Genomic DNA, 19,862 nt, shown 5'->3' on the forward strand with positions numbered 1-19,862 from the left:
GCCCCCGACATCCATCCCCCGTGACGCGGTGCAAAACCGCGCACCAGACAGATAATATCGGAGACCACCATGGACGGAAATGACGTCGAAAACATCAGCAAATGCCCGGTCGTCGGCAGCCACGGCCGCAACTCAAAGCGCGGTGCGCGGTCGTTGAACGAATGGTGGCCGAACCAGCTGAACCTCAAGCTGCTGCACCAGAACACCATCGATTCGAACCCGCTTGGGCCAGACTTTGACTATGCCGAAGAGTTCAAGAAGCTCGACGTTGACGCGGTCAAGGCTGACTTGCATGCGCTGATGACGGATTCGCAAGACTGGTGGCCCGCGGACTATGGTCACTATGGCCCGTTCTTCATCCGTATGGCATGGCACGCGGCAGGCACCTACCGGACAGCGGATGGCCGTGGCGGGTCCAGCACAGGCACGCAGCGTTTCGCGCCGCTCAACAGCTGGCCGGATAACGCCAACCTCGACAAGGCGCGCCGCCTGCTGTGGCCGATCAAGCAAAAATACGGCAACCAGATTTCCTGGGGTGACCTGATCATCCTGTGCGGGAATATCGCGCTGGAATCGATGGGGCTGAAAACATTCGGCTTCGCCGGTGGCCGCGTGGACCGTTGGGAACCCGAAGAGGATGTCTATTGGGGCCCCGAAGACGAATGGCTGGGCAACAAACGCTACAGCCAGGAACGCGCGTTGGAAGACCCGCTGGCCGCTGTGCAGATGGGCCTGATCTATGTGAACCCCGAAGGGCCGGACGGCAAACCCGACCTGCAAGGGTCGGCCAATGACATCCGCGACACCTTTGGTCGGATGGCAATGAACGACTATGAAACCGTCGCGCTGATCGCGGGTGGTCACACCTTTGGTAAGGCGCATGGTGCCGTGGGCGGCGAAAATGCCGGCCCCGATCCCGAAGCCTCGCCATTGGAAGCACAGGGCTTTGGCTGGACCAACAAGCACGAGACAGGCCACGGCATCCACGCCCTGACCAGCGGGCTTGAAGGCGCATGGTCGCAGAACCCGATCAGCTGGGACATGACCTATTTCGACAACCTGCTCGGGCTCGACTGGGAAATGACCAAAAGCCCTGCCGGTGCCGTACAGTGGACCCCAAAGAACGGCGACGCCGCAGGCACCGTGCCGGATGCGCATGATCCGTCCAAACGTCACGCGCCTATCATGTTCACCTCTGACCTCGCGCTGCGCGAAGACCCCGAGTATTTCAAAATCTCGACGCGCTTTCATGAGAATCCTGAGGAATTTGCCGACGCATTTGCCCGTGCATGGTTCAAGCTGACCCACCGCGACATGGGACCGATTGCCCGCTATCTGGGCAAGGACGTTCCCAGCGAAGAGCTGATCTGGCAGGATCCGATCCCCGCCGTGACGCATACGCTGGTCGATGACGCAGATGTGGCATCGCTGAAAGCCAAAGTGCTGGAGTCGGGGCTGAGCGTTCAGGAACTGGTGGCCACCGCTTGGGGCTCTGCCGCGACCTTCCGCGGGTCCGACAAGCGCGGCGGTGCAAATGGCGCGCGCATCCGTCTGGCACCGCAGAAAGACTGGCCGGTGAACGAACCCGATCAGTTGGCCAAAGTGCTTGGCGTGCTGGAAACGATCCGCGCAGACTTCAACAACGCGCAGTCGGGGGACAAAGAAATCTCTGTCGCTGACCTGATCGTGCTGGCCGGTGCCGCCGGGATCGAGAAAGCCGCCAAGGACGCGGGCCATGACGTGACCGTGCCCTTCGCACCGGGCCGCGGCGATGCCTCGCTTGAACAGACCGAGGTTGACTCCGTCGCCTATCTTGAACCCGTCACCGACGGCTTCCGCAACTTTGCCAAGAACCGCTATTCGGTCACCACGGCAGAGCTGCTGGTCGACCGCGCCCAGCTTCTGACGCTGACCGCGCCAGAGATGACGGTTCTGGTCGGGGGGATGCGTGCACTGGACGTGAACGTGGGTCGCGCCAAACACGGCGTGTTCACCGATGCGCCCGGCACGCTGAACAACGACTTCTTCACCACATTGCTGGATATGGGCACCGTGTGGTCGAAGGCGGAAGAGACCGCGACGGACGACATCTATGAAGGCCGCGACCGCGCCACGGGTGAGCTGAAGCACACCGGGACCGCTGTTGATCTGCTTTTCGGGTCGAACTCGCAGCTGCGCGCGATTGCAGAGGTCTATGCAGGTGATGTCGCGAAAGACAAATTCGTGACCGATTTCATCGCCGCCTGGACGAAGGTGATGAACCTCGACCGTTTTGACCTCGCCTAAGGGTAGGTAACGAGTGCCAAGGGCGCGGCCGGTATCCGGTCGCGCCCTTTTTTGGGTCGTGGTGTCAGATGAAACAGGGCTTAGCTGCCCGCGTGGCGTAGCAGATGGGCCTGTGCCTGCTTTGCCGTGGGTGGGGTGCTGCCGCCCAGCAACAGCAGATGCCAGTAGAATTGTACTTCCGCCGGATCGGTCATCAATGCGGCAAAGCTGTCATGGTGCCACTGCGCCGCCCGCGCGTGCGCGTCGGCCACACCGGGCAGGGCGCGCAGGCGGGCAAACTCTGCCAGTGTGGCGTCCAGCATCGGGTCGATCATCGTGTCAGCGACGGTGTTGAAATTACGCTCCGCCCAGTAATGCAGATCCAGCCGCTTTGTCGTCCGGTTGGGCAGGCCGCGCCCGCGCTTGACCATAAACTCGCCCGCCGAGCGCAGGGAATAGTGGTTCAGCCGCGCGCGCGCTTGGCTCTGCATCACGCCGAACAGGTTGATCCGGTTGTCATTTTCGGCAAAGCCCCCGGGGGCGGCCTGAACACCCCCGAGATTCCACAGCGGGCTGACACCGCGCTTTTTCTTGGGCCGATGCACGCCGAGCTTCTGAAAGGCAGCGGGCCGGTGCAGGGTCTTGAAGAAGCTTCCCGCAGGCAGAAAGAACGGATCAGGGGCCGCATGGCGAAACCGCAGCGGGGTGAGCATATCTTGCAACGCCTCTTGCCCGTCCGCGCCGAAAAACCGCCACGGCAGGGCAATCGCGTCGGTATCCGCGGGGACAGAGGCGATCAGATCGGGCAGCCCGCGCATCGGTGCTGCGAGGGTTAGAAACTCATCCGCGTCGAAAAACAGCGCCCAATCGGCCTGTTTCATCAGATCATGGCGATCGGCCAGACGCATGGCCTGCCATTGCACCGATGTGTCGCCCTCGGGGGTAAAGGGCACATGGGTCACATCATCCAGCAGGTCCAGCAGGGCCGGCGTGCCATCGGTGCAATCATGGGTAAAGATCAGAAAATCCGTCACCCCCGCCGCGCGGTGATGCGCGATCCATTCTAGGCAATAGGGCCCTTCGTTACGCATGCAGGTTACGGCAAGGATACGTGTCACGGGCGGGCAGTCCCTTGGGTCAGGATATCAAAGGTTGGGTAAATGACTCTCATGCGGGTCAGGGCAAGTCAATCGTTGCCACAGGCGATGCCGCGTCGGCTTAGGATTGTTTACAAGCCGGGGTCGGCTAAGCTATCGTTCTGCCAATGTATTTGAAACCACCACGGTGCATTTCAGCCCCGCGTTTCGCGCCACCAGAGAGGCCCCATATATCATGAACACCCGTCGCCCTGTCGCCTCCCTTTGGATTGGCGAAAAGCTTCATTATCTGAACCAGCTTTGCCTCAAGTCCCATGTCGTTGCAGGTCATAAAACGATCCTGTATTGCGCCGATAAAGTCGACAACGCCCCCGAAGGGGTCGAGGTGCGCCCCGCGTCCGAGATCATGGACATTGACCGCGAGCTGGTCGCCGCGACCAGCGCCTCGTTTCTGTCGAATGTGTTCCGCTACAAGATGATCCAGAAGACCGGCGCGATCTGGATCGACTGCGACGCTTTCTGCCACCAGCCTTTCCCCGAGGATCAGGAATATATCTTTGGCCGCCACGGCATGTCTGGCGCTCTCAACTGTGGTGTCGTGGGGTTGCCGCAGGAATGCGAGTTGATGGATCAACTGCTGGATTACTACGATAACCTGCCGGACTATCCCGCATGGTGGAACAAGAACCAGCGCAAAAAATACGACCGCCAAGACCCCAAACTGACCCACGCGCACCGCATCTATAATGCCGAGCGTACGGCCTTTGGCCCACAGGCGTTTACCTATTTCGCCAAGCAGACCGGCCAGTATGAAAAAGCCAGCGAACGCGAGGTGCTGTATCCGGTGCCGTTCCAGTTGAACGACATCTTCTATGACCCGCATGGCCGCGTCGAAGGGCATTTCACCGGCAAAACCCTGTCTGTGCACCTTTATACCAATGGCACGAAACCGTGGTGGGAAAAGAACGAACCTCTGCCCGGTTCCTATGCCGCGCGGATGTGCGAAAAGATCGGGATCGACCCGTCCAAAGCGCTGCGCTAAGCCGCGTTACGAAGGGCCTTTGCCATCAATCTGAAACCGCACACCAGCCGGCACGGCAAGCTGCTGGCCATCTCTATGATGAAGGACGAGGCACCATTCCTGCTGGAGTGGTACGCCCATCACCTTGCCGTGGGGTTCACCAAGATACTCGTTTACACAAACGATTGTTCCGATGGCACCGATGACATGCTGATCCGGCTTGAAGAGCTGGGTCTGGGCTACCACCGGCGCAACGATATCCCCGAAGGGGTGAAGCCGCAGCCATCTGCGATGAAATACGCGCAGGCCGAACCCAAAGTCGCCGAGGCCGACTGGATCTTGATGTTCGATGCCGATGAATTCCTCTGCATCAACTATGGCGACGGCACGCTGGACCCGATGCTGGACGCGGCGGGGGATGCCAACGGCATCGTGATCACCTGGCGCATCTTCGGCTCTGGCAATGTGGTCGATTGGTCGCGCGATCCGGTGACCGAACAATACCTCTATGCGGCCCCGCCGACGTGGAACAAGGGCTGGGGCGTCAAGACGCTGTTCAAGTTTGACCCTGACAAATGGAAAATCGGCATCCATCGCCCGTCGATCAAGAACAAGCATCTGGAGACCGGCTTTCCCGACACTGTGAAATGGCTCAACGGATCCGGCCAGCCGATGGAGGATTACTTCAAGTTCCGCGGCTGGCGGTCGATCCGGCGCACCGTGGGCTATCAATGGGCGCAGATGAACCACTATGCGGTCAAATCGGTCGACAGCTATGCGATCCGCAAGTTTCGCGGCAATGTGAACAACAAGAAAGACAAGTATAACGCCGACTACTGGTCGCTGCAGGACCGCAACGAGGTCTACGACGACAAGATCCTGCGCTATACTGAACGGCGCAAGCAGATCATGGAGGAGCTGCTGACTGATCCGGTTCTGTCGCGTCTCCATTATGCCGCTATCGAAAAGGTCGAGGCACGGCTTGAAGAATACCGCGCGACCGACGCCTATGCAGAGCTGAAGCAATCGCTGCTTGAGGCATCCGAGGTGCCGATCACGCAGATCGTGGCCAAGCCGCCCAAGGCCCGCGACCCCGAAGAGATCGCCAAGCTGATGTCTCAGGTCGAGAAAAACGTCGCCGACCGCCCCGCCGAGGAACGCCGTAGCGTGCCGGAAGCCGCATTCGCGGATGTCGCAGAGGGCGGCGACGGGTTCGTTCCGGGCGACATTGACGTATCAGTTCAAACGGCGGTGGACTGGGTGCCCAACCACGATATCGCCCTGCCTGCGGATGTACGTATCTTTGCGCAAAGCACGCTCGAGCTTGTGATGCGCGGCAAATACCAAAGACGCATGGCGCGCATGACCGGGCGTATGGTCGAGGATGGCCAAAAGGTGCTCGACCTTGGTGCGGGGATCGGTTTTCTGTCGATTCATGCCGCGCAAACGGTGTCAGAGGCGACGGTCCTCGCGCAGGAGGATAACAGCTCGCGGTTGGCGATCATGCGCGACGTGCTGGACCATAACGCGCTTGAAATGGGCGACCGTTTGTCCATGATCAACGCGCCGGTGATCTGCGACAACGATGCCGAAACCCTTGCGCGGGTGAACCAGATGATCGCGGACCATCAGCCGGATGTTCTGCGCATCAGCTACGAGGAACTGGGCGGCGGATTGCTTAGCCGGGTGACGCTTGGCCCGGTGACGCGTGTCGTGTTGTTCGGGCCTGCCGTGGCCGCGTTCCATGCACAACGGAGCAAGGTCAAAGACCCGAGCCTTTCGCCCGACCAGGACCAAAGCATGCCCGAGTTTGTTATCATCGAGCCAAAGCAGGCTGCCCATGCGACCTGAGACGGCTTTCCCGAAGGGGGTGGCGACTGCGGTGCTTTTGCCGCCTCGGGGATGGTGACATAAACGATGCTGAAGGGGGCGCGAAACGGCGCCCGACCCGCCAATAGGAACGTATCAAATGCCAGACCACGCCCCCAGTAAACGCGGTGTCCTTCTTCGGGCAAAGAACGGCGACGTGATCGGCTTTGACGAAACGGGCCTGCGCCTGAACCTCTCGGACAGCGTGATCGCGGATATCCATCGTCGCCTGCCTGCCGGAGCGCAGACGCTGCCCGTCGATGCGGCTGTGTTGGGCGATGTCGATGCGTGGAACCTTCGAGAGCAGGGGGAATGGTACGTGTTTGACGCGAACCTGCCCGGTGCCCAAGGCACGCGGCAATTCCGGCGCAAGATCACCGCTGCCCCGGACGCCAGCGCGCCTGACATTATCGCCGACACGTCGGGTGCGGTCTTTGGTGTTCTGGCCATCGGGGGCACGCGGCGGGCGGTGACTGTGGATGAAACACTGTCCTTCCCCTACCATGTCGTGACCACCGGTGATGACCTGGGGCCCGCTGGGGCTGCGGGGACAGAAACGCTGGCACCCACTGACCTGATGCAGCGCCTGACCGAACAGACCCGCGACAGCCTGATCGCCGACGAAATTCTGCGTCGCAGGCACGCGGAGCACCGGGCCCTGCCACTGCTTTATGCGCGCACCGAAACCGACAGCAGCGCCAGCATCAGCGCGTTGATCGACGGGGCCGCCCTTACCAGCTTTCATCAGACTGTCGCCAACCTTTGTGCCGCCGCGCGCGCATTGGGTAAACCGGCCAAGGTCCTGTCTGTGGGGCTTGATTTCACGCTCGAAGATGTTCTGAGCACGGGGCCCGAATGGTGCGCCGCGATGCACGCGCTGATGCGCCGTATCACGGATATCTTCGCCGACCACGGACTGCGCAAGCCGCTGTTTACGGCTGTCTTTGATGCAGGGACGCGGGATGTATCGGACTCGGACGTGCTGCGCGCGCAGTGGGATTTGGCATGGAACAAGGGCGGGCACGATCACGTCTACGCGGCACCGGGCTATATGTTCGCGCTGGATGAATTTGGCCGGCCCACAGATATCGCGCGGCTGCAAATGGCCGAGATGGAGGCCTGCGCGATCGAGGCGCGCAACAGCGACCAACCGTGGAACTGTCCCGTTCTTCTGCTGGCAGAGCGTGAGCCCGACAACCCCAGCGTGATCCGTTGCCGCGGGGAGGGGATGGGCCCCTTTGTGCTGGATGCCGCCGACCCGCTGAATGCCGGTGGTGCCTGTGGTTTCCGCCTGGAAGGGGATCGCGCCGGTGCCAAGATTACCAGCGTGCAGGTTGATGCCAAAGACCGTAACGATCTGCTGATCACCTGTGACAAGCCTCCGACGGGGGAGGGGCTGACGCTGTGTTACGCTATCGGGGCCGCACCCAGCGACGACGGGATGCCCGCCAATCGCGGGGCGCTGCGCGACGGGTTCTGCTATGCCAGCCGGACCGGAGAGATGTTACACCGTTGGGCGCTGCCAGCCGCGCTGCCGGTGCACTGATGCAAGATTTTACGCCCCTTTATGTCGATATCGACCTGCCCGAAGGTGCCTTGTTGCGCGATGACGCAGCGCAGGCCAGCGTCGTGGACGCCTGTCACCCCAATGATGCGCAGGCGGTCTGGTACCATGCCCATGCCCCAGCCATGACCTTCAATGCGCAAAAGGCGATTACCCAATGGGCCGCCGAGAACGGACTTGGCTCGCCCGCGCGCCCTGTCGATCCGAATGACGACAATGGCACGCTGCTGGAAGGGGACGGGGTGGCATTCACGCGCGGGGTGAATTGCGGCTTTGTCGTTGATGCGGCACTGGTCGAGCAGGACTGCTTCTGCCTTGCCATCCGCGTCACTTCGCCCGACGCAGAGGCGCGTAGCCTCCTGACGGTGAACCCCGACGCCAGCGACAACTACCTGTTTCTCAGCGAAAGCGAGGGCCGGCTGATCTGGCGGGATGATGCGGGTATGGTTGAGGTTTCCATCCCCGCACCGGGTAAGGACTATTGGGTGCTGGCAGGTTTTGACCAAGGGCAGTTGCACCTGACCGCCGCACCGGTCGGGGATGTGTTTCCAATCCCGCAGAAGAGCACCCGACCAAGCGCTGAACTGGCGGCAGAGTTGAACAGTGTGGCTGATCTGTTCATCGGCTGCCGGTCCCACCGCAAGGGGATCCTCAAGACCTTGGGCACATCGGTGGTGCATGACGTGCTGATCTGGCTTGATCACGGTGCCAGCACGCCCGCCGCCCTTGAACAGGTCGCGCGCGCTTGCCGCTATGCCGAAGCGCCCCGAAACACAGGGGAGCGCGCATGAGCTTTACCAGATCCGACACCGCTGGCGGCAATATCTGTGTCATCTGGATCGATGACATGATCGATATTTTCACGTGGCGAACGGCCTTCGGGCTGCAGATCAGCACGCCCAATATCGACCGCTTCATGTCCGAGGGGACGCGGTTTTCCAATGCCTATGCCACCGTGCCGCTTTGTGCGCCGTGCCGGGCGGAACTGGCGACGGGGTTGTCACCGTTTCGCACGGGGCTGGTCGATCTCAACCGGTTTTGGCGCGATATCTTGCCGCCAACGGCGGGCTGGCAATACGATCTGCGCCGCAACGGGTTCCGTACGTTCACGACGGGCAAGGTCGACAGCAACTACAAACCCATGCCCCATGAATATGCGCGTATCCTCTTTCATGAACAGCCTGAGGCAAAGGATGCGGGGCGGCGATCCAAGGTCAAGAAATACCTCGACAAGGGGCCGGGGATCGCGGGCGTGAACCATCCCGATGACGATGGCAGCCAGGATGACCGCTTCTACGACAATAGGGTGGCGCAGAACGCAATCGACTATCTGGATCGGGCCGACCCTGCGCGGCGGCACCTGATCCAGCTGGGCTTCAAGCACCCGCATTACAACCTGCAATGCCCCGACCGATTCTATCAGCAGTATGATCCCGACCGGATTGTCTGGCCCAATTCTGCCGCGCCGGAAGATTACTTTGGCCCGCAGGAGGGCATGGCCGTCTACGAGGCGGCCTATATCGCCAACGGTCCCTGGACCCCGGAGAAGGCGGGCGATCATGCGTGGCGACAGGTTGTACGCGCCTATTTCGCGGCCATCAGCCATGTGGATGCGGAAATCGGGCGCTTCATGGACGCCTTGCGCGGCTCGGAGCTGGCGGAAAATACCACCGTCCTGTTGCTGTCAGACAATGGGTTCAACCTTGGCACCCACGACAGTTTCCACAAGATGAGCCAGTGGGACAGCGCCGCCCATGTGCCGCTGGGGGTCTGGCACGCAGGCATGACGCAGGGCCGCGTGGTCGAGATGCCCGTGTCGCTGCATAATGTGCCCAAGACGATCATGGACTTGTCGGGGCTGCCATACCGTCCCGACTGGACGTCGGGCCAAAGCCTGCTCCCGCTGATCGATGACAGTTTCGGATCGTATGACGACAGCAAGTCTCCGGTGACGAGCGTTTTCGGCACGCTATCGGTGCGCGCCGCCGATCCCGATCTGAGCCAATACCGCTACTTCCGCTACCCCAACGGCGAAGAGCATATCTATGATCTGGTCGCCGACCCCGGCGAGACGACGAATATCGTGGAAACGGCCCCGCTCGACGTGTTGCGCCGGACGATGGTGGATAATGCGCTGGACCTCGGGCTTGACCTGCGCGGGTTCGAGAACCCGCAGCGCGGGGTCAATGCGATGATGGCGCTGGACGGCTCTGTGGTGCTGGCGGGGGGCACGGCGGATAATGATTATTGGGCCTATGGGGCCAATGCCGAAAAGATTTCGGAAGATGAAGACGGCGGCAATGATACGTTGTGGTATATGGCGGGGCCAGATGACTATGTGCTGCACATGCCCGCCTATATCGAGAATATCCGCATCGCCACTGTCGTCGCCCGGGAAGAGCAAGACCCATCGAAGGGCAAGCCCATTGCGGTTGTGGCGCATCCCGATACCCCGATGAACTTCGAAACCTCCGAAAGAGTCGCGGTGAATGTCCAGGGGAGCCGCGGGGCCGATGTGATGATCGGTGCAAAATACGCGGGCGCGACCTTCTATGGCGGTGCCGGCGACGATATGTTGATCGCCAAATCAGGGCGCGGCAAGGATGTGCACCTGTTCTACGGCGGCGCGGGCAATGACACGCTGATCGGCGGCAATGGGCGCGACATCCTCGACGGGGGCGCGGGCAACGACGTGATCCGTGGCGGGGCAGGGCGCAGCAAGATCTACGGCGGGCCGGGCAATGACGATATTTCCGATGGCGAAGGCGGGTCCGAAATCCACACTGGCCCCGGCCGTAACCGCGTGAAATCCGCAGGCGGGGATGATACGTTCTATATCGGCAGCGGGCACAACACGATTGAACCCGGCAAAGGGCGTGCGACCTTCCACGTGGCTTATGGCGGCGTGACGACACTTACCGGATGGGAGGACGACTATACGCTCGACCTATCCGACTGGCCGGCCGCACCGACCATCACAATCGACGAAGGCCGTGGTGCGGAACTGAGGCTCGGCGTCGCCGTCGTGCGGATCAACGCCGCCGTCAGCGCCAGTCAATTACAGTCGCAAATCCAGCAAAGCCGATGAAAGTGCTGTCGCCCGCCGAAAGCCCGGGGCGACAGCGGATGCCTTAGGCGCTGCGCAGCCCCAGAATGTCGCGCGCCTGCTGCCAGGTCGCCACGGGGCGTTCGTATTTCTCGCATAGATCCGCGGCGCGTTTGATCAGCGCCGCGTTGGATGGGGCGAGCGTGTTACGGTCCAGACGCACGTTGTCTTCCAGGCCGGCCCGCGTGTGACCGCCCGCTGCAATCGCCCATTCGTTCACGACGATCTGGTTCGGCCCGATCCCTGCGGCACACCACGCGGCCTCGGGCGCGCGGGCTTTCAACTGCGCGACGTAGAAGTCAAAAACCTCTTTATCCGCTTTATCCGCTGGCATGGCGTTTTTCACCCCCATGACGAATTGCACATAAAGCCGGCCGAACAGCTTGCCGTCCTTGTGATGCTGGATCGCCTGCAGGATGTGGCTCAGGTCGAAGGCCTCGATCTCGGGCACAACCTCATGGGCGCGCATTTCGGACGCCAGCCAATCCACCAGATCCGGCGGGTTCTCGTAGACGCGGGTGGGAAAGTTGTTCGACCCCACCGACAGCGAGGCCATATCGGGCCGCAGTGACAGCATGCCGCCGCGCGCCTTGCCCGCACCTGACCGCCCGCCGGTCGAGAACTGGATGATCATCCCGGGGCAGTGTTTCTCCAGCCCCTCTTTCAACCGCGCGAATTTCTCTGGGTCAGAGGAGGGCGTCTCGTCTTCATTGCGCACATGGGCGTGGCAGATGCTCGCCCCGGCTTCAAAGGCTTCGTGGGTGCTTTCAATCTGCTCGGTGATCGTGACGGGTACGGCGGGGTTGGCGGCTTTGGTCGGTACGCTGCCGGTGATGGCAACGCAAAGAATGCATGGATCAGACATCTAGGAACACTGTTTCTTTCTCGCCCTGAAGGTAAATATCAAACCGATAGACGCCATCGGTTTCTCTCTCCGCGATCAGGGTCGCAACGCGGTTTTGATGTTCAATACGGGTCAGCAGCGGGTCGGCGCTGTTATCGGCATCGGGAAAATACATGCGTGTATTCAAGCCGATATTGATCCCGCGCGCGACGATCCACAAGCTGATATGCGGGGCCATCATACGCCCGTCGGGAAAGGGCACGGCACCGGGGCGGATGGTGTCGAACTGCCATTCGCCGGTGTCATAATCGCCCGCCTTGCGGCCCCATCCGGTAAAGTTCGGATCGGCGGCCCCGCGGGGGTCATTGCCCGGATAAAGCCCCGCCGCATCGGCCTGCCAGATCTCGACCAGCGCGTCTTTCAGCGGCGTGCCGGTGCCATCATAGATCGTGCCCTTCACCGTGATCCGTTCGCCTTTGGTCTCGGCATTGACCATATGCGCGCCCAGATCCTCGGGGTAGACGCCGGTGATGTCGCAGAAATTCGGCACGCAGCCGATATGCACATAGGGCCCTGCGGTCTGCGACGGGCTTTCTTTCAACTGGGCCAGCTCTTGCATCAGTTCCCCTCCATCCGGTTTTCAAACATGGTGGACCGGCGGCCCCTGAGTACGATGTCGAATTTATAGGCCCGCGCATCCATAGGCACGGTATTGTCCATATCCAACGGCGCGATCAACTGCTCTACCGCGGCGCGCGACGGGATCGTCTGCACGATGGGGCATTTCCAGATCAGCGGGTCACCTTCAAAATACATCTGCGTGATCAAGCGCTGCGCAAAACCCTGTCCGAAAACGGAAAAATGGATATGCGCAGGGCGCCAGTCATTCACCCCATTGGGCCAGGGGTAGGCACCGGGTTTGACCGTGCGCAGGCTATAGCCGCCGTTCTCATCGGTCACAGTGCGGCCACATCCGCCAAAATTGGGGTCGAGCGGGGCAAGATATCCCTCTTTCTTGTGGCGATAGCGCCCCCCCGCATTGGCTTGCCAGAATTCGAGCAACACGCCAGGCACACCGCGCCCGTTCTGGTCGAGCACACGACCATGCACGATGATCCGCTGGCCAATCGCCATCTCGCCCTCGGCGGCGTAGTTGAGGATCAGGTCATTATCCAACGCCCCCAGCATGTTGTGGCCAAAGACCGGGCCGGTCTGCTCGCTCAGCGTGGTATTCATCGAGATCAGCGCCTTTTGCGGCGACCGCACCACCGATGTCTTATAGGCCGGTGCCAGCGCGGGCGGGTGCCAGCTGCGGTCACGGTGAAAGAACGCTCCGTTCTGATCGGTCATTCGACGGCTTCCATTTCCTGATAGGTCTGTTTGGCGAGTTTAAGCGCATGGTTCGCCTTTGGCACCCCCGCGTAAATGGCAACATGCTGGAACGCTTCGATCACATCGGATTTGCTGGCACCGGTATTGGCGGTGGCGCGGATGTGCATGGGGATTTCCTCGAAATTGCCGGTCGCCGCCAGCAGTGCCAGCGTCAGCATCGACCGTTCGCGGCGGCTGATCTTGTCGCTGGCCCAGACGGTGCCCCAGGCCGCTTCGGTGATCAGACTTTGGAACGGCGCGTCCAGCTCGGTCTTGGCGGCTTCAGCGCGGTCCACATGGGCATCGCCCAAAACGGCGCGGCGGGTGGTCATACCGATCTCGGTTCGGTCGGCCATGTTCTTCTCCTCGGTCACGGTGGGTGTTCATTGTCGCGCTGCCGATTGGACAGGAAAAACACGCGGCGCGCAAACGCATATCCGCCCTTCCAAATGGATGAAAATCCCGGGGGAGGGGCCGCAAAGCGGTGCCGGGGGCAGCGCCCCCTTATGCCTGTCCGGCATCCCCCTGACCTTGACATCGCAGCGCTTTTTCGTCCTTTTGGCCGAAACAGCAAAAGGACCCTTCCTATGATGAAAACACGCGCCGCCGTCGCCGTTGCCGCAGGTCAACCGCTTGAAGTGATGGACGTAAATCTCGAAGGCCCCAAGCGGGGTGAAGTCCTGATCGAAATCAAGGCCACCGGCCTGTGCCACACCGATGAATTCACCCGTTCGGGCGACGACCCCGAAGGGATTTTCCCGGCCATTCTGGGCCACGAGGGCGCAGGCGTCGTGCTTGAGGTCGGCGAGGGCGTCACCACGCTCGAGGTCGGCGATCACGTGATCCCGCTTTACACGCCCGAATGCCGCGAGTGTGAATATTGCCTATCGGGTAAAACCAACCTCTGTCAGGCGATCCGCGTGACCCAAGGTCAGGGGCTGCTGCCCGATGGCACCACGCGGTTCTCGATGATGGATGGCACGCCGATCCACCACTACATGGGCTGTTCGACCTTCGCCAATCACACGGTCATCCCTGAAATTGCCCTTGCCAAGGTCCGCAAGGACGCGCCCTTTGATAAAATCTGCTATATCGGCTGCGGTGTGACCACGGGTATCGGCGCGGTGATCAACACCGCCAAGGTAGAGATCGGCGCGCGCTGCGTGGTCTTTGGCTTGGGCGGCATCGGGCTGAACGTCATTCAGGGCCTGCGCATGGCGGGGGCCGACCAGATCGTCGGCGTCGATCTGAACGACGACAAGGAAGAGACAGGCCGCTACTTCGGCATGACCGACTTTGTGAACCCCACCAAGGTCGAGGGCGATATGGTCGCGCATCTGGTCGAGCTGACCAAAGGCGGCGCGGATTACACCTTTGATGCCACAGGCAATACCAAGGTCATGCGGCAGGCGCTTGAAGCCGCGCATAAGGGCTGGGGGGAGTCGATCATTATCGGCGTCGCACCGGCGGGGGCCGAAATCTCGACCCGTCCGTTCCAGCTGGTCACGGGGCGCGTCTGGAAAGGCACGGCATTCGGCGGGGCCAAGGGCCGCACCGATGTGCCCAAGATCGTGGATTGGTACATGAACGGCAAGATCGAGATCGACCCGATGATCACCCACAAGCTGACGCTGGACCAGATCAACGAAGGGTTCGAATTGATGCACAAAGGTGAATCCATTCGCGCCGTCGTTGAATTCTAAGCGCGCATTCGTAAAACTTGCGACAAACGCCGTCCTCACGGGGGCGGCGTTTTATGTTTTCTGAAACCCCTCGTGACACGATGTTTTGACGTGAGGGCACGAAGGGATGCGGGACAGATTGGGTTTACCACCCCGATCCCGCTGGTATTTATAGAGTGAACGTCGGGAGACAAGGCATGAAACTTACAGTAAATGGCGTGACCCATGATGTGGACGTCGAGGAAGACATGCCCATGCTCTGGGTCTTGCGCGACGTTCTGGGGATCACCGGCCCGAAATACGGCTGCGGGATCGCGCAATGCGGGGCCTGCACCGTGCATATGGACGGGATCGCGGTCCGGTCGTGCCAGTTGGCTGCGGGCGATGTCGAGGGCGAGATTACCACCATCGAAGGATTGGGCTCTCCGGCGGTGCGCCATGCGGTGCAGGAGGCCTGGATCGACCTGCAGGTCGCGCAATGCGGCTACTGCCAATCGGGGCAGATCATGCAGGCGGCCTCTGTTCTTGAGCTGAACCCGACCCCTACGGATGACCAGATTGACGCCGCGATGAGCGGGAACCTGTGTCGTTGCGGCACCTATCCCCGTATTCGCGAGGCGGTGAAATCCGCCGCGATCAAGCTGAAGGCGGTGTGATATGGGACGTGTGAAAACAATTGCCCGCCGCAGCTTCCTGATCGGCTCTGCCGCTGTCGCAGGCGGCGTCGTCTTTGGCACCTATCTTTACAAACGCGAGGGCGAGAACCCGCTGCTCGACGGGTTGAAACCCGGCGAAACCGCGATCACCCCCTACGTCAAGATCGACGCTCAAGGGATCACGCTGATCACGCCGCGCGCGGATGTGGGGCAGGGCGCGTGGTCGATGCAGGCGCATATGATCGCCGAAGAGCTCGACATTGACCCACGCAGCGCCAAGCTGTCGCCCGGTCCGGCGGATGCGATTTACTACAACGGCGTTGTCGGGGCAGAGGCGCTGCCGATTGCCGCGACCTCTGACACGATGCTGGCACGCGGCGGGCGCGGTGCGGTCGATGTCATGGGCAAGCTGATGGGGCTGCATATCACCGGCGGCTCGTCCACCGTGCCTGATATGTATGATCGCCTGCGCATGGCCGGTGCCGTCGCACGCGAGACGCTGATCAAGGCCGCGATGAAGCAGACCGGCCTGCCGCGCGACCAACTGGGGACAGAGAACGGCTGCATCGTGCTGCCCGATGGGTTGAAGATCGAATACATCGACCTTGCCAGCATCGCCGCCGAGATCGAGCCGGTACAGGATGTCACCCTGCGTGATCCGTCGGAATGGCGCTATCTGACCAAGCCGCAGAAGCGGACCGACATCGTGGCGAAATCCACCGGTCGGCAGATCTACGGCATCGACATGCAGATGGACGGTATGGTGATCGCCACGACCCGCACCAATCCGGCGATTGGCGGCGGGCTGAACGGGTTTGACGCCGAGGCCGCACGCCAGATGCGCGGGGTCAGCGCGGTCTTGCCTATCACCGGCGGCATCGCTGTGGTGGCGGATAACACATGGCGCGCGTTTCAGGCGGCTCAGGCAGTTGAATGTGACTGGGGCCCGTCGCCCTATATCGGTGACAGCGCCGACCAGTTTGCCGCTGTGGCGGCCTCTTTCACCGACGGTCACCGCGACAGCCGGTTCAAGGATGAAGGCGATGTAGAAGAGGCGTTGCAAGATGCCTCGGTCGTCGAGGCGGAATACCGCATCCCCTATCTGGCCCATGCGCCGATGGAACCGATGAGCGTCGTGGTCAAGCTGACCGAGGGGCGGCTGGACATCTGGACCGGCACGCAAATCCCCCGTTTCGTCAAGGCGAATATGGCGCGGCTGACGGGGTTGGACGGGGATGACATCCACGTGCATGTGCTGATGTCCGGTGGCAGCTTTGGCCGGCGCCTTGAGGATGATTATATCGCCCAAGCGGTCGAGATCGCGATGCAGATGCCTGACTCGCCGATCAAGATGATCTGGCAACGCGAGGAAGACTTCACCCATGATTTCCCCCGCCCGCTGGCCATTGCGCGCGGGCGCGGTGCTGTGGCGGATGCCGGTATCGCAGCGTTTGATCTGGCGATCGCGGCCCCCTCGGTCGCTGAATCCTCGCTCGCAAGGTTGAACCAGCCCGCCTTCGGCCCTGATGTGGCGATTGTCGCGGGGGCGTGGGACCAGCCGTTCCAGATCCCCAACTACCGCGTCACCGGCTACCGCACGCCTGCGATGGTGCCCATCAGCTCTTGGCGGTCGGTCGGGGCGTCGGGCAACGGGTTCATGCACGAAAGCTTCATGGATGAGATGTGCCACGCCGCGGGGGTCGACCCGTTGCAAGAGCGGCTGCGCCTGTGCTGGCACGACGCATCGCGCAAGGTGCTGGAGGCCGTGGGCGAGATGTCGGAATGGGGCAGCGATCTGGGGCCGAACCGGGGGCGGGGGCTGGCGTTTACGCTGGCCTTTGGCGTGCCCGTGGCCGAGGTGGTCGAGGTCACCAACACCCCCGACGGCATCCGTATCGACAAGGTGTTTGTCGCCGCCGATGTGGGCCGCGTGCTGGACCCCGTGAACTTTGAGGCGCAGTTGCAAGGCGGTGTGATCTTTGGCCTGGGCCACGCGATGAACTGCGAGCTGACCTATCGCGACGGCGTGGCAGAGCAGGATAACTACCACGCCTACGAAGGGATGCGCCTGCACCAGACGCCTTTGATCATGGTGCGCGGGCTTGAGAATGGCGACAAGATCAGGGGCATCGGTGAACCCGCCGTCCCCCCCGCCGCACCTGCTTTGGCCAATGCGATCTTTGCCGCAACGGGGCAGCGTATCCGCGAACTGCCGCTGTCCAAGTCGATCGACTTTGTATGATCTCCCTTCGCGGGGTGATCATCGGCGGGATCATAGCGCTGGTCTGCGCGGGCGGTGCTTTTGCGCAAGAAGCACCCGATCGCGCAGCGGCGCTGGCGGCGTGGGATGATATCCACACGGTCGTGTCGCATCCGCGCTGTACCAATTGCCACGTGGGCCCCGCTGGCGTGCCGCTCTGGGAAGGGTTGGGCCACGAGGAGGCTGCCGACCAAGCGCCCGTGCACGGCATGAACATCCTTGCCGATGAAAGCCGCATCGGGGCCGAGACGATGCCCTGCCGCACTTGTCACATCAGCGCCGCTTCAGAAAATACCGTCCCCCACGCGCCACCGATGATTGCGGACGCATGGCGGCTTCCCCCGATTGAAATGGCCTGGAAAGGCAAGACCAGCGCCGAGATATGCGCACAACTGCGTGACCCCGACAGCAACGGTGCCTTTGCGCCCGAAGACCTCTCCGATCACCTGCGAACGTCGGCCTTTGTGGCATGGGGCTTTGACCCCGGCGCAGGGCGCGCGGCGGCCCCCGGTAGCATCCCCGAGATGCAGGAGGCGCTGGCGATCTGGGTGGCAGGCGGCACGCCCTGTGTGGGCGACCCGCACCCGTAGTCAGCCCTTGAACAGATCAGCATAGGTTTCGCGCAGCAGGTTCTTTTGCACCTTGCCCATCGTATTGCGGGGCAGGGCATCAACCACCACCAGCTTGCGCGGACATTTGAACCGCGCCAGCGATTGCGCGACGGTCTGCGACAGCGCCTCCAGGTCCAGATCACGGCTGCCATCGGCGACCAGCACACCAACCGGTGCCTCGCCCAGATCCCCATGAGCCACGCCGATCACGGCGCTTTCCAGCACGCCGGGTTGATCGTCCAGCACCTGTTCGACCTCTTTGGGATAGATGTTATAGCCGCCGGATATGATCAGATCCTTGCCGCGCCCGACGATCTGCACATAGCCGTCTTCGTCAATCAGCCCCAGATCGCCGGTGATAAAGAACCCGTCCGCACGCAGTTCAGCGGCGGTTTTTTCGGGCATCTGCCAATAGCCTTGGAAAACATTCGGCCCGCGGACCTCGACGACGCCGATCTCTCCCTGTGGTAGGGTTTCGCCGGTATCGGGGTCGCAAATCTTGAGCTCGACCCCCGGCAGGGGTGTGCCGACAGTGCCGCCGCGCCGCGGCCCGTCATAGGGGTTCGAGGTGTTCATATTGGTTTCCGTCATCCCGTAGCGTTCCAGAATACGGTGGCCTGTGCGTTCCTCGAACTGCTTGTGCGTTTCGGCCAGCAAGGGGGCAGAGCCCGAGATGAACAGACGCATATGCGCCGTCAACCCGGCGGTGAAGTCATCAGAGCTCAGCAAACGGGTGTAGAAGGTCGGCACGCCCATCAACGCGGTGGCCTGCGGCATGAAACGGATCAGCTGATCGATATCGAGCTTGGGCAGGAACACCATCGCGCCACCGCTAAGCAGCATGATATTGGTCGCCACGAACAGCCCGTGTGTGTGGAAAATCGGCAGCGCATGGAGCAGCACATCGGCCTTGGTGAATTGCCAGACATCAACCAGCGTTTCGGCGTTGCTCAGCAGGTTGCGCTGGCTCAGCATCGCGCCTTTTGATCGGCCCGTGGTGCCCGAGGTATAGAGGAAGGCGGCCAGATCCTCGGCCCCGCGGTCGACGGTATCGAAGGTGTCGGGCAGGGTGGCTGCCAGATCGCGCAGCGTGCCACGGCCGGTGTTGTCCATCGTCTCTACCGCAGCACCGGCGGCGGCAGCGACCGGCGTGAGTTCGGGAACATCTGCAGGATCGCAAACCAGCAGCCGCGCGCCCGAGTTGCCGACGAAATAATCCACCTCGGATGCTGTGTAGCCGGGGTTGAGCGGTAAGAACACCAGCCCTGCCTGCACGCAAGCGGCATAAAGCGCCAGCGCATCCGGCGATTTGCCGACCTGCACCGCGACACGGTCGCCCGCTGTCAGCCCCTTGTCCGAAAACGCATTGGCATAGCGCGCGGCAGAGCGGATGAATTGGTCATGGGTGATGGTGCGCCCGTCCGGCAGGATCAGAAACGGCGTGTTTTGCCCGATGTGGCGACCGAATAAAGCGTCGTAAAGCGGGTTGGGCATCGTCGTCTCCTTCTGACCTTTG

General features: G+C 61.8%; 16 protein-coding genes. 10 read left to right on the plus strand and 6 right to left on the minus strand.

Annotated features, from left to right (window positions below):
- The first annotated feature begins 69 nt into the window (after positions 1 to 69).
- A complete protein-coding gene (gene katG, locus AADW22_RS06140; protein ID WP_407474479.1) occupies positions 70 to 2,286 on the plus strand; it encodes a catalase/peroxidase HPI in 2,217 nt (738 codons plus the stop codon).
- A gap of 80 nt (positions 2,287 to 2,366) precedes the next feature.
- Here katG and AADW22_RS06145 read toward each other — a convergent pair whose 3' ends face one another.
- Complete coding sequence (locus AADW22_RS06145) at positions 2,367 to 3,383, minus strand: glycosyltransferase family 2 protein (RefSeq protein ID WP_407474480.1); 1,017 nt, start codon at positions 3,381 to 3,383, stop codon at positions 2,367 to 2,369.
- 214 nt (positions 3,384 to 3,597) lie between these two features.
- On the opposite strand from AADW22_RS06145, the gene AADW22_RS06150 reads away from it, so the two are divergent.
- The 5 genes from AADW22_RS06150 to AADW22_RS06170 all read left to right on the plus strand — a co-directional run bounded on the left by AADW22_RS06150 (position 3,598) and on the right by AADW22_RS06170 (position 10,904).
- Positions 3,598 to 4,404, plus strand: a complete 807-nt coding sequence (locus AADW22_RS06150) for a hypothetical protein (protein ID WP_289081948.1) — start codon at positions 3,598 to 3,600, stop codon at positions 4,402 to 4,404.
- Between the two features lie 75 nt (positions 4,405 to 4,479).
- Positions 4,480 to 6,234 (plus strand): glycosyltransferase family 2 protein, encoded by a 1,755-nt coding sequence (locus tag AADW22_RS06155; protein ID WP_407474481.1) that lies wholly within the window; start codon positions 4,480 to 4,482, stop codon positions 6,232 to 6,234.
- Positions 6,235 to 6,352: 118 nt separating this feature from the next.
- Positions 6,353 to 7,798 carry a hypothetical protein gene (locus AADW22_RS06160; protein WP_407474482.1) on the plus strand — a complete coding sequence of 482 codons (1,446 nt, stop codon included), beginning with the start codon at positions 6,353 to 6,355 and terminating at the stop codon, positions 7,796 to 7,798.
- Positions 7,798 to 8,607 carry a hypothetical protein gene (locus AADW22_RS06165; RefSeq protein ID WP_407474483.1) on the plus strand — a complete coding sequence of 270 codons (810 nt, stop codon included), beginning with the start codon at positions 7,798 to 7,800 and terminating at the stop codon, positions 8,605 to 8,607. Before AADW22_RS06160 ends, AADW22_RS06165 begins: the two co-directional genes overlap by 1 nt.
- Positions 8,604 to 10,904, plus strand: a complete 2,301-nt coding sequence (locus AADW22_RS06170; protein WP_407474484.1) for a sulfatase-like hydrolase/transferase — start codon at positions 8,604 to 8,606, stop codon at positions 10,902 to 10,904. The genes AADW22_RS06165 and AADW22_RS06170 overlap by 4 nt, the downstream gene beginning before the upstream one ends.
- Before the next feature lie 43 nt (positions 10,905 to 10,947).
- Here the strand turns inward: AADW22_RS06170 and AADW22_RS06175 are convergent, their stop codons facing one another.
- Genes AADW22_RS06175 through pcaC form a run of 4 tightly spaced genes read right to left on the minus strand, consistent with a single transcriptional unit; the run spans position 10,948 to position 13,493 of the window.
- Positions 10,948 to 11,787, minus strand: a complete 840-nt coding sequence (locus AADW22_RS06175; RefSeq protein WP_407474485.1) for a 3-keto-5-aminohexanoate cleavage protein — start codon at positions 11,785 to 11,787, stop codon at positions 10,948 to 10,950.
- Positions 11,780 to 12,385, minus strand: a complete 606-nt coding sequence (pcaG, locus tag AADW22_RS06180; RefSeq protein ID WP_221227849.1) for a protocatechuate 3,4-dioxygenase subunit alpha — start codon at positions 12,383 to 12,385, stop codon at positions 11,780 to 11,782. Before pcaG ends, AADW22_RS06175 begins: the two co-directional genes overlap by 8 nt.
- Positions 12,385 to 13,116, minus strand: a complete 732-nt coding sequence (pcaH, locus tag AADW22_RS06185; protein WP_037943727.1) for a protocatechuate 3,4-dioxygenase subunit beta — start codon at positions 13,114 to 13,116, stop codon at positions 12,385 to 12,387. The genes pcaG and pcaH overlap by 1 nt, the downstream gene beginning before the upstream one ends.
- Positions 13,113 to 13,493, minus strand: a complete 381-nt coding sequence (pcaC, locus tag AADW22_RS06190; protein WP_039912245.1) for a 4-carboxymuconolactone decarboxylase — start codon at positions 13,491 to 13,493, stop codon at positions 13,113 to 13,115. The genes pcaH and pcaC overlap by 4 nt, the downstream gene beginning before the upstream one ends.
- A gap of 234 nt (positions 13,494 to 13,727) precedes the next feature.
- Here pcaC and AADW22_RS06195 point away from each other — a divergent pair, with 234 nt between their 5' ends.
- From AADW22_RS06195 to AADW22_RS06210, 4 genes are all read left to right on the plus strand, one after another.
- Positions 13,728 to 14,840, plus strand: coding sequence for an S-(hydroxymethyl)glutathione dehydrogenase/class III alcohol dehydrogenase (locus tag AADW22_RS06195; RefSeq protein WP_005852224.1), 1,113 nt, complete (start codon positions 13,728 to 13,730; stop codon positions 14,838 to 14,840).
- A 176-nt stretch (positions 14,841 to 15,016) separates the two neighbouring features.
- The gene (locus tag AADW22_RS06200; RefSeq protein WP_407474486.1) at positions 15,017 to 15,475 is read left to right on the plus strand and encodes a (2Fe-2S)-binding protein; all 459 of its coding nucleotides are present in this window, start codon (positions 15,017 to 15,019) and stop codon (positions 15,473 to 15,475) included.
- Between the two features lies 1 nt (position 15,476).
- A complete protein-coding gene (locus tag AADW22_RS06205; RefSeq protein ID WP_407474487.1) occupies positions 15,477 to 17,717 on the plus strand; it encodes a xanthine dehydrogenase family protein molybdopterin-binding subunit in 2,241 nt (746 codons plus the stop codon).
- Positions 17,714 to 18,325, plus strand: a complete 612-nt coding sequence (locus AADW22_RS06210) for a hypothetical protein (protein ID WP_407474488.1) — start codon at positions 17,714 to 17,716, stop codon at positions 18,323 to 18,325. Before AADW22_RS06205 ends, AADW22_RS06210 begins: the two co-directional genes overlap by 4 nt.
- On the opposite strand, the gene AADW22_RS06215 is transcribed toward AADW22_RS06210, so the two are convergent.
- On the minus strand, positions 18,326 to 19,840 hold the full coding sequence (locus AADW22_RS06215) for a malonate--CoA ligase (RefSeq protein ID WP_407474489.1): 1,515 nt from the start codon (positions 19,838 to 19,840) through the stop codon (positions 18,326 to 18,328).
- Positions 19,841 to 19,862: the final 22 nt, after the last annotated feature.

This window comes from Sulfitobacter sp. PM12, from assembly GCF_045586035.1.
GTDB classification, from domain to species: Bacteria; Pseudomonadota; Alphaproteobacteria; order Rhodobacterales; family Rhodobacteraceae; genus Sulfitobacter; species Sulfitobacter pontiacus.

What these genes read in the sequence shown, in the direction of transcription:
- katG (WP_407474479.1), top strand. Translation starts at nt 70, where the DNA reads ATGGACGGAAATGACGTCGAAAACATCAGCAAATGCCCGGTCGTCGGC.
- AADW22_RS06150 (WP_289081948.1), top strand. Translation starts at nt 3,598, where the DNA reads ATGAACACCCGTCGCCCTGTCGCCTCCCTTTGGATTGGCGAAAAGCTT.
- AADW22_RS06155 (WP_407474481.1), top strand. Translation starts at nt 4,480, where the DNA reads ATGATGAAGGACGAGGCACCATTCCTGCTGGAGTGGTACGCCCATCAC.
- AADW22_RS06160 (WP_407474482.1), top strand. Translation starts at nt 6,353, where the DNA reads ATGCCAGACCACGCCCCCAGTAAACGCGGTGTCCTTCTTCGGGCAAAG.
- AADW22_RS06165 (WP_407474483.1), top strand. Translation starts at nt 7,798, where the DNA reads ATGCAAGATTTTACGCCCCTTTATGTCGATATCGACCTGCCCGAAGGT.
- AADW22_RS06170 (WP_407474484.1), top strand. Translation starts at nt 8,604, where the DNA reads ATGAGCTTTACCAGATCCGACACCGCTGGCGGCAATATCTGTGTCATC.
- AADW22_RS06175 (WP_407474485.1), bottom strand. Translation starts at nt 11,787, where the DNA reads ATGTCTGATCCATGCATTCTTTGCGTTGCCATCACCGGCAGCGTACCG.
- pcaG (WP_221227849.1), bottom strand. Translation starts at nt 12,385, where the DNA reads ATGCAAGAGCTGGCCCAGTTGAAAGAAAGCCCGTCGCAGACCGCAGGG.
- pcaH (WP_037943727.1), bottom strand. Translation starts at nt 13,116, where the DNA reads ATGACCGATCAGAACGGAGCGTTCTTTCACCGTGACCGCAGCTGGCAC.
- pcaC (WP_039912245.1), bottom strand. Translation starts at nt 13,493, where the DNA reads ATGGCCGACCGAACCGAGATCGGTATGACCACCCGCCGCGCCGTTTTG.
- AADW22_RS06195 (WP_005852224.1), top strand. Translation starts at nt 13,728, where the DNA reads ATGAAAACACGCGCCGCCGTCGCCGTTGCCGCAGGTCAACCGCTTGAA.
- AADW22_RS06200 (WP_407474486.1), top strand. Translation starts at nt 15,017, where the DNA reads ATGAAACTTACAGTAAATGGCGTGACCCATGATGTGGACGTCGAGGAA.
- AADW22_RS06205 (WP_407474487.1), top strand. Translation starts at nt 15,477, where the DNA reads ATGGGACGTGTGAAAACAATTGCCCGCCGCAGCTTCCTGATCGGCTCT.
- AADW22_RS06210 (WP_407474488.1), top strand. Translation starts at nt 17,714, where the DNA reads ATGATCTCCCTTCGCGGGGTGATCATCGGCGGGATCATAGCGCTGGTC.
- AADW22_RS06215 (WP_407474489.1), bottom strand. Translation starts at nt 19,840, where the DNA reads ATGCCCAACCCGCTTTACGACGCTTTATTCGGTCGCCACATCGGGCAA.